At 69.8% G+C, this 13,274-nt stretch carries 9 protein-coding genes; 2 read left to right on the plus strand and 7 right to left on the minus strand.

The genetic code is table 11. From position 1 onward, the window contains the following. The first annotated feature begins 5 nt into the window (after window positions 1-5). Entirely contained in the window at window positions 6-143 is a 138-nt protein-coding gene (locus K3M35_RS02935; protein ID WP_155418960.1) for a hypothetical protein, read from the plus strand. 16 nt (window positions 144-159) lie between these two features. Here the strand turns inward: K3M35_RS02935 and K3M35_RS02940 are convergent, their stop codons facing one another. After that, window positions 160-1,788: a UDP-N-acetylmuramoyl-L-alanyl-D-glutamate--2,6-diaminopimelate ligase gene (locus tag K3M35_RS02940; RefSeq protein ID WP_308257042.1), complete on the minus strand. Its 1,629-nt coding sequence runs from the start codon at window positions 1,786-1,788 to the stop codon at window positions 160-162. Window positions 1,789-1,805: 17 nt separating this feature from the next. Here K3M35_RS02940 and K3M35_RS02945 point away from each other — a divergent pair, with 17 nt between their 5' ends. Next, complete coding sequence (locus K3M35_RS02945) at window positions 1,806-3,314, plus strand: YdiU family protein (RefSeq protein WP_220665943.1); 1,509 nt, start codon at window positions 1,806-1,808, stop codon at window positions 3,312-3,314. 296 nt (window positions 3,315-3,610) lie between these two features. Here the strand turns inward: K3M35_RS02945 and K3M35_RS02950 are convergent, their stop codons facing one another. The 6 genes from K3M35_RS02950 to K3M35_RS02975 form a co-directional block, all read right to left on the minus strand. Further along, window positions 3,611-3,910, minus strand: a complete 300-nt coding sequence (locus K3M35_RS02950) for a type II toxin-antitoxin system Phd/YefM family antitoxin (RefSeq protein WP_019289349.1) — start codon at window positions 3,908-3,910, stop codon at window positions 3,611-3,613. Between the two features lie 132 nt (window positions 3,911-4,042). After that, window positions 4,043-4,675 (minus strand): pyridoxamine 5'-phosphate oxidase family protein, encoded by a 633-nt coding sequence (locus tag K3M35_RS02955; RefSeq protein WP_006551988.1) that lies wholly within the window; start codon window positions 4,673-4,675, stop codon window positions 4,043-4,045. A 220-nt stretch (window positions 4,676-4,895) separates the two neighbouring features. Next, complete coding sequence (locus tag K3M35_RS02960) at window positions 4,896-6,050, minus strand: beta-mannosidase (RefSeq protein WP_220665944.1); 1,155 nt, start codon at window positions 6,048-6,050, stop codon at window positions 4,896-4,898. Between the two features lie 76 nt (window positions 6,051-6,126). Then, complete coding sequence (locus K3M35_RS02965; protein ID WP_220665945.1) at window positions 6,127-10,287, minus strand: TIGR02680 family protein; 4,161 nt, start codon at window positions 10,285-10,287, stop codon at window positions 6,127-6,129. Then, the gene (locus tag K3M35_RS02970) at window positions 10,284-11,678 is read right to left on the minus strand and encodes a TIGR02678 family protein (protein ID WP_220665946.1); all 1,395 of its coding nucleotides are present in this window, start codon (window positions 11,676-11,678) and stop codon (window positions 10,284-10,286) included. Before K3M35_RS02970 ends, K3M35_RS02965 begins: the two co-directional genes overlap by 4 nt. Then, window positions 11,675-13,165 (minus strand): TIGR02677 family protein, encoded by a 1,491-nt coding sequence (locus K3M35_RS02975; RefSeq protein ID WP_039587209.1) that lies wholly within the window; start codon window positions 13,163-13,165, stop codon window positions 11,675-11,677. The genes K3M35_RS02970 and K3M35_RS02975 overlap by 4 nt, the downstream gene beginning before the upstream one ends. Window positions 13,166-13,274 lie beyond the last annotated feature (109 nt).

Consider the following 13,274-nt stretch of genomic DNA (forward strand, 5'->3'; position numbering starts at 1 on the left):
ACTCGGTGACCGTCGCCGGTGGCCGCACCAGCACGATCATCAATCCCGGTGCGGGTGTGAGCCTGCTCGTCTCCGTCCCGAACACCGGCGCCATGAGAGTTCCGAGCTGGGGCACCAGCGGCTACATGTGGCTGCAGCCGTAGCCACCCGGCGGATGACTCAGGGGCGGGGGACGCGCGAGACGGACCGGTGTTGCGCACGGTGCAGTGCGCGCCGCAGTTCGTCCCAGTCGTCGAACACCTGCACCGTGTCCCCGGAGACCAGGCGTGGCTCGCATCCGCGTCCGGCCACGACGACGACGTCTCCGGGGCCGGTGTGGGCGACGGCGATATCGAACGCGCGACGTCGGTCGGCCTCGACGACGACGCGGGCGCTGCGCGCTGCGAAGGCCCCTTCGGCGACCGCATCCCTGAGCACACGCGGGTCCTCCGAGAGGGGACTGTCGTCGGTCACGACCACCACGTCGGCGTAGGTCGCGGCGGTGTGCCCGAGCGGAAATCGCTTGCCGGGATAGCGTTCTCCGGTCGCGCTGATCACGAGGACCAGTCGCCGCTCGGGGGCGAGCGACCGGAGGAAGGGCAACAGTTCGCGTTGCCCGGACGTGTTGTGCATGTAGTCCACGAGCGCGAGAACACCCTCACCGGCGTCGACGCGTTCGAGCCGGCCGGGCACACCCGCGAGGGTCTCCAGACCCGCTGCGGCCTGCAGGACGTCGCCGTCGACGGCGGCCACCGAGGTGAGCGCCGTCAGCGCATTGGCCACCTGGTGTGGTCCGAGCAGCGACAGTCGCACCGGCGCACTCCCGGCCGGCGTGTGCACGGTGAAGCAGGTGCCGTGGAGATCGCACCGGATCGAGTCCGCGTACACGTCGGCGCGGGCATCGCAGGTCGAGTGCGTCCACAGCGGCACGTCGACGGAGGCCGCCAGACGTCGCCCGTACTCGTCGTCGATGTTCACCACGGCCGTCTGCGTGCGGTCGGCGGTGAACAGTGCCGCCTTGGCGGCGAAGTACTGCTCCATCGTGTGGTGGAAGTCGAGGTGGTCGGGCCCGAGATTGGTGAAGGCGACGGTACGGAACCGCACACCGTCGACGCGGCCCTGACTGATGCCGTGCGAGGACACCTCGAGCGTCACCGCCTGCACGCCCTGGTCACGGAACTCGGCAAGCGTGCGGTGCACGACCGAGGCCTCGGGAGTGGTGCGGGTCGCGGGTCGTGTGCCGGCCGGACCGCGCACGACGACCCCGCCGATCATGCCGGTCACCACGCCGGTGGCCGCGAGTGCGGTGTCGAGGAGATAGGTCGCGCTCGTCTTGCCGTTGGTGCCGGTGATGCCGTGGACCTGCAGGTCGTGGGAGGGATGCCCGAGGATCCACGACGCCAACGGGCCGACCACGTCGCGCGGTCGATCGACCACGAAGGCGGGCAGCAGGCGCGACGGCCGGTCGCTGAGCACCGCGACCGCGCCATGGGTGGCGGCTTCGGCTTCGAAGTCCAGGCCGTGGGCGTGGTGTCCGGGTAGCGCTACGTACAGATCGCCGGGGCGCACCGTCCGGGAATCGTCGCTGATGCCGGTGATCACATGGTCGTGCCGGTCCGCTGGTCCGGATCGCAGGACATCGCGGAGGTGCTCGGCGACGTCGCGGACCTGGATCCGCCGGATGGGACGGCGAGGATCGTCCGGGTCGGTGTGCACGGGGGCGGATACCCGGTCCGGGACGGAATGATGCGCCGCCGGTGACCGGGCTCCACCGGCGTGCTCCTCGCCCGCGACATGCGTCGGTCTCACACGGTTACCCTCGAAGGATGACTGCGATTCCGGATTTCCCCGTCGGCACGAACACCACGATATCCGGTCTCGGCAGTTCCTTCGCCGACGAATTGAGCGGATTGTCGGTGCCGTGGCAGGGCGCCGAGGCCCCCGACCCGGAACTGCTCGCGCTCAACGAGGACCTCGCGGTGTCGCTGGGACTGGACGTGGCGGCGTTGCGCAGCGCCGACGGCGTCGCCGTCCTGGCCGGCGCGGAGGTGCCGGCGGGTGCCAAGCCGGTCGCGATGGCCTATGCCGGACATCAATTCGGCGGATACGCTCCGCTGCTCGGCGACGGTCGGGCGTTGTTGCTCGGTGAACTCGTCGACGCGGACGGTGACCGCGTCGATCTCCATCTCAAGGGTTCGGGGCCCACTCCGTTCTCCCGGGGTGGGGACGGCTTCGCGGTCGTCGGGCCGATGCTGCGCGAGTATCTGGTGAGCGAGGCCATGCACGCCCTCGGCATTCCGACCACCCGTTCATTGTCGGTGGTGGCGACCGGTCGGCCGGTCCACCGCGAGGGTGCCGAGCCCGGCGCGGTGCTGGCCCGTGTCGCGGCCAGCCACCTGCGGGTGGGGACCTTCGAGTTCGCGGCGCGGCAGGGAGAGGTCGTGCGTGCACTGGCGGACCACGCGATCGCCCGGCACTATCCGGATCTGCTCGACCTGCCGGAGACCGGCGAGAACAACCGCTACCTGGGACTGTTCACCGCCGTGGTCGAGGCGCAGGCGTCGCTGGTGGCGCAGTGGATGCTCGTCGGTTTCGTCCACGGGGTGATGAACACCGACAACACCACCATCTCGGGGCAGACCATCGACTACGGTCCGTGCGCCTTCGTCGACGCCTTCGATCCGGCGGCGGTGTTCAGTTCCATCGACCACAGCGGGCGCTATGCGTTCGGCAACCAGCCCGCCCTCCTGAAATGGAATCTGGCGCGTTTCGCCGAAACCCTGCTCAGACTCGTCGATTCGACTCCGGATGCGGCGATCGCCGCGGTCACCGCTGTTCTGGACAGTTTCGACACCCGCTACGAGCGTCACTACCGGTCCGGTCTGGCCGCCAAACTCGGTCTCCCGGAGGACTCTCTCGATCAGGAACTGGTCGACGATCTGTTGACGCTGCTGGAAGAGCACCGCGCCGACTGGACGGTGACCTTCCGTGCCCTCGCCGACGAACTGCGCGGCAATCCGGCACCCCTCGACGGACTCGTGCCGCGTGAGCGCTCGGCGCCGTGGCTCGAACGCTGGCACGCCGCGGCCGAGCGGGACGACCGGGCAGCAGGGGAGAGGGCGGAGGCGATGGACCGCGTCAACCCGCTGTACATCCCGCGCAATCATCAGGTCGACGCCGCGCTGAAGGCAGCGACCGGCGGCGACCTCGAACCGTTCGCGAGGCTGCTCGAGGTCGTCACACATCCCTTCGAGGCGCGTGCCGAGTGGAACGAATACGTCTCGCCCGCACCGCGTTCGTTCGCCGAGTCCTTCCGGACCTTCTGCGGCACCTGACCGCCCGATCCTGACGAATCGAGACCGGTGTTGTTCGCGAGTTCCCAACGGATTTCGCGAACAACACCGGTCTCGGTCGATTCTGGACCAGTCGGGTGCGGGTCGGATCGCGCGGCCGGTTACGCACGAACTCGACTCCGGTCGGGCACTTGCAGGTGGCGAGTTCGCGTCGGAGGCGGCCGCGGGATCGGCGAGCTGGACGACCGCTTTCACCGCCTCGCGGCGAGACTTCCGGCATCTGCACCGCCCGGCCGCAGTGCTCGGCGGCGGTGTGCAGATGTACGGGATGGAGACGGTCAACGGGCGCGACGCCGTTTCTTGCGCTTCTTCTTGTTCTTCGCGCGCCGGCGAGCAGCCGGCGGCTGCCGCCGGCCCGTCGACGCGGCGGCCTCGAGCGAACGTTGCATCTCCCGGCGCAGGCTGTCCATTAGTTCGGGGGAGCGGAGCAGGAAGGTTGCCTCCTGCAGCGCCGCATAGCGGTCCTTGGAGATCAGGACGCCTGTGCCGCGTTTGCCGACGATCTCGACGGCGACGGTCTCGTCGTTGACCTCCCGGACCAGCTCACCGAGCCGCTTGCGTGCGGCTTTCACGGACACGGACGTTGATGGCACTCGCGGCGACTCCGATCTGTTCCTTCGACGCGGGCATCCTTTCATCACCGATGTCGGATTCGGGGGCGGACACGACGGAAAGCCCCTTCGATGTCACAACGGACAGCCCGTTCGATGTCACAGAAATGCGCGCACGGAGCGTGGCAACGCGGTCGAGGACCCGGTGATCGGTGACGGGATCGGATCGTCGGCGACGGTCCGCAACGGCACCACTCCCGCCCACACGGAGTGGTCTTCACCGTCCCCGGCGTCCTCTCCCGGTCCGGCCGCCCGGACCTTTACGCTCACCTCGGTGAGCGGCACTTCCAGGACCGTGGTGGCGGCCAGTTCCTTCGGTGTCGGCGACCGGACCTCGTCCCACCGACCGGGAATCAGATGCTCCGTCACCACCTTCAATGCGTGTTCCTTCTCGCCCGGCGCGACCGGTGTGGCCACACCGAACAACACCGCACTGCGGTAGTTCATGCTGTGGTCGAAGGCCGACCGGGCGAAGACGAGCCCGTCGAGATGCGTCACCGCGACCGACACCTCGATCCCGGACCGCGCGTCGAGAAACATGCCGGCGCCGGTCGAGCCGTGCAGCAGTAACCGGTCCCCGTCGCGGCCCATCGCCATCGGCAGCACCACAGGCGATCCTTCGCGGACGAAACCCACGTGCGCGATGCGGGCCTCGTCGAGAAGCCGGTGCAGCACCGCCGGATCGTCGGTGCCGCGTTCGGGTTTGCGGGTCAGGCGCGTGCGGTCGCTCATGGCACCGATCGAAGCAGTGCCGCCGCGGCCGGTCAACCGGATTCCGAATCGAGTAGTGCGCTACTCGCGACCCTCGGCGATCGCCACCACAGACTTCGTGTACAGGCACGGAGTGCGACAGTCGACCGGACGACGGAGATGACGAGATGGACAAGATCGGGGACCATGCAATCGTTCTGGGCGCGAGCGTCGATTGACCGTCGATGCGTGAGGACTGCTCTTACGGAGAGAACTGCGCGTTCGGGAGAGTGGAGGGTTCGAGGGATCCGAGGTCCTCGACCACATCCCACAACGGGTCGTCGAATCCGATGTCGTAGGTACAGTCGGCTTCCCTCGGGTCGGGCACGAACGCCCACAGCAGTGCACCTGCGGTGCCGGCGGCGCGTTGGCCCTCGATCTTTGTGGTGATGTGGTCGGCGCGGTCACCGAGCGACCCGCAGGACCCGGCGAGCTCACCGATCTCCGCCACGAGCAACGGCTTTCCGACGGCTGCGGCTTGCGCGACCCGCCGGGCGAGACCGTTCCACTGATCGCCGGGCAACGGCAGGCCGTCGGCGCCGTAGTCGTGGTACTGCACGGCATCGACATAGGGGGAGGCGCTGACGAACTGGTACTCGTCACCTTGGGTGCCGCACTGACCGCCCCCGGTGTAACCGGCCGTGATCAGGGTGTGTGGGTCGACGGCGCGCAGTTCGGCTCCGGCCGTGTCGAAGAAGGCGCGCAGCACCTGCGCGGCGCCGGGCTCGCACGACCGGGTCCACCAGTGGCACGCGGGGTCGGTGCACGAACTCGTCTCCGGTTCGCCGACCAGTTCCCATGCTGCGAGGGATGGTGAGTTCCGGTAGCGGGCGACGGCGGTGTGCATCCAGTCCCGGTAGCTCATCACCACCTGTTCGTGTCCCGGGGTGAATTCGGTCCACCCGTCGACGTACCATTGCCGTCCCTTGAAGACCTCGTCCTCGCACGCGCCGTTCTGTGGTGCCAGGACCGGCAGCAGCATCTGATCGTGCGCTTCGGCCGCGGCGAAGACCGCGTCCATCGGTCCGAAGTCGAGTTGCCCGGTGAACCGGTTGACGGCGAGCGCCTGGAAGAGATTGAAGCGGGTGAGCGAATTCGGGGGCAACGTACCGAAATAGGCGTCGAGGTCCACCATCGCTCCGCATCCCCAGTTCACCGACCAGTCGGTGGCGAGCTGGTAGGCGTTGAACCCGGTGGGCCACCAGGCCCGACCGTCGAGCGCGAAACCGTCCGGCGACGCGGTCACCCGCGCGCCCGGTGCCGGTGCCGGTGCCGCTGCCGCGGGGCTCGTGCCCAGCAGCAGCCCGACCACGGTCGCGGCGCCGACGATGAGTCTGGATACCCGAAGCCTCGTCATCTTCCGGATCGTAGGTCCGCGGCGCAGGTGAGAGCCTCGATCGAGGAGGAACACGCCGTAGTGACCGTCGTCATGATCATGCGAACTCGAGGGCTCCTTCCACCGGGCGTGTGATCCGTCGGGTGCGCGGCGATCCCAGCGCGCTCTCCAGATCCGACCCGTCGTGCTCGGCGAGCAGTTCGCCACCGGACCACACCAGCAGCGTGGTGGCGACGGTGTGCTCGGCCACCGAATGCGACAGGTCGTAGTGCGCGCACCCCGGCACGCCCGCATAAGTGATCCACAGGTCGAAACCGGTCATGAACAGGTCGAGGTCGAATTGCACGGACAGGCCGAGCAATTCGCTGCGGCCGGTGTCATCCACACCGGCGAAGGCCTCGTCGAGGGCGAGCAGGCGCGGCGCGTGCGGGTCGGCCGAATCGAGCATCACGTGCGCCGCGGCGAACAACGGCAGGTGCAGGGAGACGGACTGTTCGCCACCGGACAACGCCGAGTGCCGGGCCGGGGTGAGGCGGTCCTCGCTGCCGTCCGCACCGACGAGACTGAACGAGAACACCCGCCACCGGCGGTAATCCAGCGTCGCGGCGAGGATCTCCGGGTACGACCGTTCCGGGTGCGCGGCCCGCTCCGCGCGGATCCGCGAGGCGAAATGCGCGCGGATCCCCGCGAGATCGTCCGGTGCCAGCATCGACGCGTCGCGGTCGAGGAGCTTGCACACCGCCCGGGCCGGCTCGTCGAGATGGTCGGCGAGCACCCAGTGCACCCCGATGGTGTTGCCCGAGGACATGTGCCGTTGCCGCATCTCGGTACCCATCCGGGCGATGAGGTCGCGGGCGTCGACGGTGCGCTCGTGGATCTGCTGCGCGAGACCGGTGAGGAGCGCGTCTTCGAGGATGCGCCGTTCGGAGTCGGTGAGCAGGGTCTCCTGTTCCTGCCGCGCTCGGGCGATACGTTGCGCGAAGGCCGCGACGGACGTGTAGCCCTGTTCGTCCTGTACCTGCACGACGGTGATGCCGTCGGCAGCGTCCCAATGCAGGCGGTAGTCGCGACCCCGGGCGAGTTCGGCGTCGAACTCCTGCAGCGCGGAGTTCAGTGCAGACGCGGTGGACTTGCGGGTCGACTCGGAGGCCGTGACCGAGTCGGTGGCGGCGTCGAGTGCCCGGAACAACGCGACAACCTCGGTGGGCAGCACGTCGACGGTGTCGTCGGGGGACTGCCGGATCCGATAGGTCAGCTGATCGGCGTCGAGCCACGCGGCGGCGCTGGACGGCCACATGTGCTCGCTCTCCACGCCTAGCAGGGTCAGCAGGTCGCGGCGGGCGAAGGGAGCCAGAGCATCGGCGTCGGCGCGGGCCTCGGTGAGCGCCGACCGCAGTGTCTGCTCGGCGCCCGCGTGGGCGGCCTCGGCCTTGCCGATCCGCTCGAGCGCCGACTCGTGGGCCTTACGTGCGGTCCGCTCGGCGGTCTTCGCCGCCTCGATTCGGCGCCGGGCCTCGTCGAGCTGGGCATCGATTCGGTCGGCGCTCGCCCCGATCGACTCGCGTAGCGTCTCGAGCTTCTGCTGCTCGTTGGCCAGCGTCTCGGCGTTCTCCGCCGCGAGTTCGGCCGCATTCTCGGCGGAGACCCGCGCCTCGTCGAGGCGAACGTCGTTGTCGCGGAGGCGATCACCGCAGGTGACCTGCTCGCGCAGCGCGCGCTGCAAGGCCTGGCCCTGCGAACGGAAGTGCCGCACGGCCGCATCGAGACTGTCGAGTTCCGTCGCGGTGAGCGGTGCCCGGTGTCGGCCGGCCGTCGACCGCAGGTGCTGTTCTTTGGTGGCGACCGCGGCGATCGCTTGGTCCAGATCGCGGTCGGCGGCGGATGCGGATTCGGATGCGGTCCGCAGCGCGCCGGCGCATTCGGTGACCTTGCGTAGCGCGGCGAGCACGGATCCGGTGCGCGGCAACGACTTCACGGCCTCGTCGAGTGCGGTGAGCCGGTCGCCGATCTCGCGATCCTGCTCGCGCAGCGACGCCACGTCGGCTCGGCACTCGGCGATGGTGGTCTCGAGTTCGACGATGCGACGCTGCCGCCGCCGGGCGCGGGCGGTGGCTCCGATGAACTCGGCCTGCTCCTTGACGTGGCGACCGAGCTGCACTCCCTGCCGGAACCTACCGTGCGCATCGACCGACACCCGCGCGTCCGGGCCGGGATCGGTGGCCCATGCGATCGACGACAGCACCGCGGCGACCCGTTCCTCGGGGACGGCCGTGTCGGTTTCGGGAACGAGTACATCGGCGAGCGTGGGACCGCTCGGCCGGTGCCCGGGTGCCAGCGGCACCAACAATTGCTCCGACTCGATGTCCGGCAGGTCGCCGAGGCCGTCGGTGATCCACCCGTCGAGCAGGTTCGCGCCCTGCAGGGCCGCTTCGATGCCGGCGGCGTCCTGCGCCGAGGCGTCGTCGCGGAAGCGGACGAGCTGCCACAGCGGCGCGCCGACGAGATCGTCGCGGTTGCCGGTGCGGGCCGGGAAGGTCGGGGGAGCGTCGTCACTTTCGGCTGCGACGGCGGTGCGTTCGGCCTCGAGTTCGGCGATCCGGGTGCCGAGCGATTCGATCTCCGCGCCGCACACGCGACGCCGGAACCGCAGGTCGTCGAGCACGGGCCCGGTGTGCTCGGCGAACACACCCGCCGGGGACGGGGCATCGTCCTGACCGACGGTGCCGAAGGCGGTGTCGAGCGCCTCGAAGACCGGGGTGGACAGGCCCACGGCCGCGAAGGTCTCGGCGCGATCGGACCACCACCGGCCCAGCTCGGCGGCGACCTCGCTGCGGGACAGCTCGACCATGGTCTCGCCGGCCTCCACCGCGGCCGACGCGGTGTCGCGTTGCGCGCGAGCACGCAGCGCGGCAGCCTCGGCCCGCGACCGCGCAGCGGCGGCACCGTCGAGCTGGGACAGTGCGCTGCGCACCACGCGCACGTCGGCGTCGCGTTCCTCGGCGAGCGCGTCGATCGCCGCGCTGAGCTGCTCGGTCCGTTCGATGCCGTCGAGACCGGTCCATGTGATGCCGGCGTCCTCGGCCGCCGCACTCAGCCCGTCCTCGGCGCGACGACGTGCCGCCGTCGCCGTCTCGAGCGCGTCGCGGGCACTGTCGTGGTCGCGGAGCCGGTCGGCCACGACGGCCTGGGCGCGGTTCGCCTGCTCGGCCTGCGCGGCGGTGGTGCGCTCGAGGTTCTTCACCGCCGAGGCGAGGTCGTCGAGTTGCTGTTTGCCCTCGTAGGCGCTGGAGCGGTGCAGTGCCTCGAGGGTGGTGCGTGCCTGTTCGTGGTCACGTTCGGCCACCAGGAGCTGTTCCTCCGAGGCCGTGCGTGCGGTGGCGGCCTCGGTGCGGGCCTCGGCCGCCTCACGCAGCGACCGCACCGCGGTGTCCACCACCCCGAGACGGGTGGCGGCCTTGTCGACGGCGGTACGGGCCTGCTGCCGGATGTACTTCGAATACACCTTGACGAACTGCTGCGCCGCATCGTCGGCGGCCGCGAGGGATTCGAGGGTGCGTTCGACCTCCTCGATCGCGGAGAACGAGCGGGCGGCCTCGACGATGAGATCGTCGTCGAGGGGACGAAGACCGTCGGTCAGCGCCTGCGACAGGCCCTTCGGGTCGAGGTTCTTGGCGAGCTGGGGGCGGCGCAGCGTGAGGATCAGGTTGATCAGCTGGTCGTAGCGTTGTGCGCCCAGACCGAACATGCGCGCGTCGATCGCCGCCCGGTAGTCGACGGGACGATCGGCGATCGCGTCGGCCCCGATCTGATCGACCAGTTGTTTGCGGGTGAGCGGTCGGTCCTCGTCGTCGAGCAGCGAGAAGTCGACTCCCACACGGCCGTCGACGACGAAATGCCAGCGGGTGACCTTGTCGTTGCCGCGGGTGGCGCGCATCCCGATGCCGATGGTGACGGCCTCCGGGTCGTCGGCGCGGCCGCGGCAGAACTCCATCCACACGTACGAGTGGGCGCTGTCCTGCCCCCGGTACAGCAGGTTCGAGCGCATGGTGCGCTCCTCGCCGGCGAACGGGTTCAGACGTCGCGGTTCGATCCGGCCGTCGAGCACGAACGGGAACAGCACCTCGAGCGCCTTCGTCTTGCCCGACCCGTTCGGTCCGCGCAGCACCAGTCGTCCGTCGGCGAACGAGAACTCCTGGTCGCGGTAGTCCCACAGGTTGATGATCCCGGCACGCGTGGGGCGGAATCGGGCGCTGCTCATGAGATCTCCGTCGGGTTCGTATCGGGTGCGGGGACTGTCGGCGGGGTGGTCTCGGGGAACAGGTCGATTTCCGGATCACGTTCGCGCACACTGACCGTCACGCCGCGGAAGCGGGCGATCGCGGGCAGGACGAGTACCCCGCCGGGTACCCGGGCCACCAGCCGCAGCCGGTCGAGCATGTCCACCGCGGCCTCGGCCAGTCCCGCGGGGTCGGCCTGCCACTGCGCGGCGAAGGTCCGGCCGTAGATGTCGACGAGACGCCCGACCGTGCCCGCCAGCCACGAATCCTCGAGCAAGGGATGCTCGAGCGGGGCACGAGCGGCGTCGTCCTGCTCCAGCTCGTCGGGGATCGGGGTGTCGGACGCCGCGAGCGGGGTGAACACCGTCGACCTCGGGATCGCGGAATCGACGGCCGCGAGGAGAGCGTCTTGTGTCTGTGCAGGTACGGGTATCCGGGGTGGGGCAGGGGCGTCGGGATCGAGGACGCGATCGCACATCTCCCCGGCCAGCAACAGCGCGACCTGCGCGACCGTCCCCGTGTTCGGAAACCGTACATCTGACAGTCGTCCCGAGGTATCTACCAGCGCAACACCTTCGGCGCGACGCTCACACACCAGGCCGGTGAGCAACTTTACTTCGTCGGTGGTGCGCGGCAACGCCAACTGCAGCGCTTCGTCGTCGTCGAGATCGTCGGCGTACACCACGGGACGCTGCACCAGTGCGCGTCGCACCCGCCTCCGGACCTCCGCCGTATCTGATTGCGGGGCACCGGCATTGCCGAGCAGACCGCGCACCGATTCGAGGTGCTGCAACGCCCGCGGTGGCCGGAACAGGGCATGCACGACCGCGCGGTCGACGTCGTAGAGCGCCTCACCACTGTCGGGATCGCTCGCCCACCTGCCCGCATCACCGTCGGCGAGGGTGATCGCCCCGCGCACGCCGAGCCAGGTCACGGCATCGACGAAGGCATCGCGATCGGCGGCACGTTCGGTGTCGAGCTCGACACCGTCCACCCGGCTGGCCTCGGACGCGACGTGCTCGGCGAGTTCGGACAGCGTGATCTGCCCGGCGCCGCGACCGAGCGCCGCGATCGCCAACGCGAGATAGGCATAGCGGCGCCGGTCGAACGGCCGGCCGGTGTGCGTCGACGTGCCCGCCCCCGCGTCGAGGCGATCGGCGACGGCGAACAGCCGCGCGGTGGTCTCGGTGACCTCGAGCCGGTATCCGAAGGTGGCGAGCAGATCCTCCCGCAGCTCGGTGGCCCAGCGGCGCACCGTCGCCAGTGCCGACCGGTCGGGAAAGGTCGCGGTGACGAGGTGGTGGGTGAGCACCAGCCGCGCGGCGCGCTGATACGAATCCAGCTGGACGGACGGAATCGAACGCGCCCTCATCGCACCTCCACCGACAGACCGTCGAGATACAGGCGCCCGCGCGCGGTGTGCACCACCGTCGACTCGCCGCTCGGTCGGAGGGTGAGCTTGACGCCGTTCTGCGTACCAGAGGACGCATCGTCGCTGCGCACCCGCCCGCTCACGGGCACGCGGGCCGACAGTGCGGCGTCGAGCAGGCTCAACAGCACCTCTGCTTCCGGTTCGCTCAGCTTCCGTTCGCGCACCCCTCCGGCGGCGAGGGAACGCGCCGCTTCGGCCCGGCGACGCTGCTTCTCGAGTTGCGCCTCGCGCAGCCGCCGTACTCCGGCGTCGTTGCGCTGGATCCGCCCCGGCGCTCCCGCTGCGGGGCGCCGGCCGGTCTCGGCGAGGGTGCGGGCGATCTCCACGGGAGGCGCTTCCCACCACGAGCGGGTGACCGGCACGATGTCGGCATCGGGATGGGCGACGGAGAAGTGTCGGGGCCGGCCCAGGTCGAACACCGCATCGAACAGTGCGTGCGCGGCCTCCTCGGACGGCGCGGCAGCGAACCAGCCCGCGAGATGCCGCAGCTGCGACTCGCGGCTGACACCCCCACGACGCTGCTCGGTGAGCCGGCGCAGCAGCCCGAGCACCGCGGAGATCGCGTTGATGGTCGCGCCGCGCAGGCGTTCGGATTCGCTCGGTTCGGAGCCCACACCGACGAACCAGTGTTCGACGCCCCACCAGCGCTGCGCCCAGTCCGCTTCGCGTTCCTCGAACGAGAGCAGCACCCGCTCGTCGTGCCGGGCCGCGGCCGCGGTGAGCTTCTGAACCCCGGTGGTCTGTACCCGGTCGAGCGCCGTGGAAAGCTTCGGGGCGTAGCGGGCCAGGTCGGTGCTGAACTCGCGCATATGGGTGAGCAGCGCGTCCTTGTGGGCGAGGAAGGTCTCCGGGGTGACCTCGGTGGTGCGCACCAGCTCGCCGAGGACGAGATAGAAACGGGCGGCGCGCTCGGCCATGTCCGACAACGTCGCGTCGAGGCGGCTCAACTTCCGGTAGACCAGCTCGCCGTCGCCGGCGGCGTTCGCGTCGGCGAGATCGTTGAGATCGGCAAGCAGATCGGGAAGGGCCAGACGTGACAGCGAGACGTCCTCCCCGCGGGAGGACAACACGTCCTCCACGGCGCGGAACACCCGGTAGCCCGCCTGCCCGAACTGGTAGACGTAGTGCCGGTTGCGGTACTCGGCGAGCGTCGCTGCCCGGGATCCGTCGTAGCTGCGTTCGAGCACACCCCACGCGTGCAGCTGCTCGAGCAGCGCCGGGATCTCGGAGGAATCGGGCACGTCGTCGCCGCTCGCGCCGGGCAGTCGGGTGAGGACGTTCTCGACGTCGCCGGCGTGCAACAGCACCGAGTAGTTGCCGCGCGCGTGATCGAATGCGCGCAGAACCCACAGGTAGTGCACCCTTTTCTCGGCCGTCGCGAACGAGAACAGGCGCAGGCGGTCGTCCCGCACCAACGCGTCCTCCATCGCGCCGAACCGCGCTCGGCCTGATTCACTCACCGTGACAGGTTAGGCGGCGCAACCGACGGGTCCGGACAACACCCGGCGTGAGTGTCGGCATGATCGTTGCCCGAGG

Origin of the sequence: Rhodococcus sp. DMU2021 (assembly GCF_019641445.1) — a bacterium.
In the GTDB taxonomy this organism is placed as follows: Bacteria; Actinomycetota; Actinomycetes; order Mycobacteriales; family Mycobacteriaceae; genus Rhodococcus; species Rhodococcus pyridinivorans.

Excerpts from the sequence above, each read along its gene's own strand:
- K3M35_RS02945 (WP_220665943.1), top strand. The coding sequence starts at position 1,806 with ATGACTGCGATTCCGGATTTCCCCGTCGGCACGAACACCACGATATCC.
- K3M35_RS02955 (WP_006551988.1), bottom strand. The coding sequence starts at position 4,675 with ATGAGCGACCGCACGCGCCTGACCCGCAAACCCGAACGCGGCACCGAC.
- K3M35_RS02960 (WP_220665944.1), bottom strand. The coding sequence starts at position 6,050 with ATGACGAGGCTTCGGGTATCCAGACTCATCGTCGGCGCCGCGACCGTG.
- K3M35_RS02965 (WP_220665945.1), bottom strand. The coding sequence starts at position 10,287 with ATGAGCAGCGCCCGATTCCGCCCCACGCGTGCCGGGATCATCAACCTG.
- K3M35_RS02970 (WP_220665946.1), bottom strand. The coding sequence starts at position 11,678 with ATGAGGGCGCGTTCGATTCCGTCCGTCCAGCTGGATTCGTATCAGCGC.
- K3M35_RS02975 (WP_039587209.1), bottom strand. The coding sequence starts at position 13,165 with ATGGAGGACGCGTTGGTGCGGGACGACCGCCTGCGCCTGTTCTCGTTC.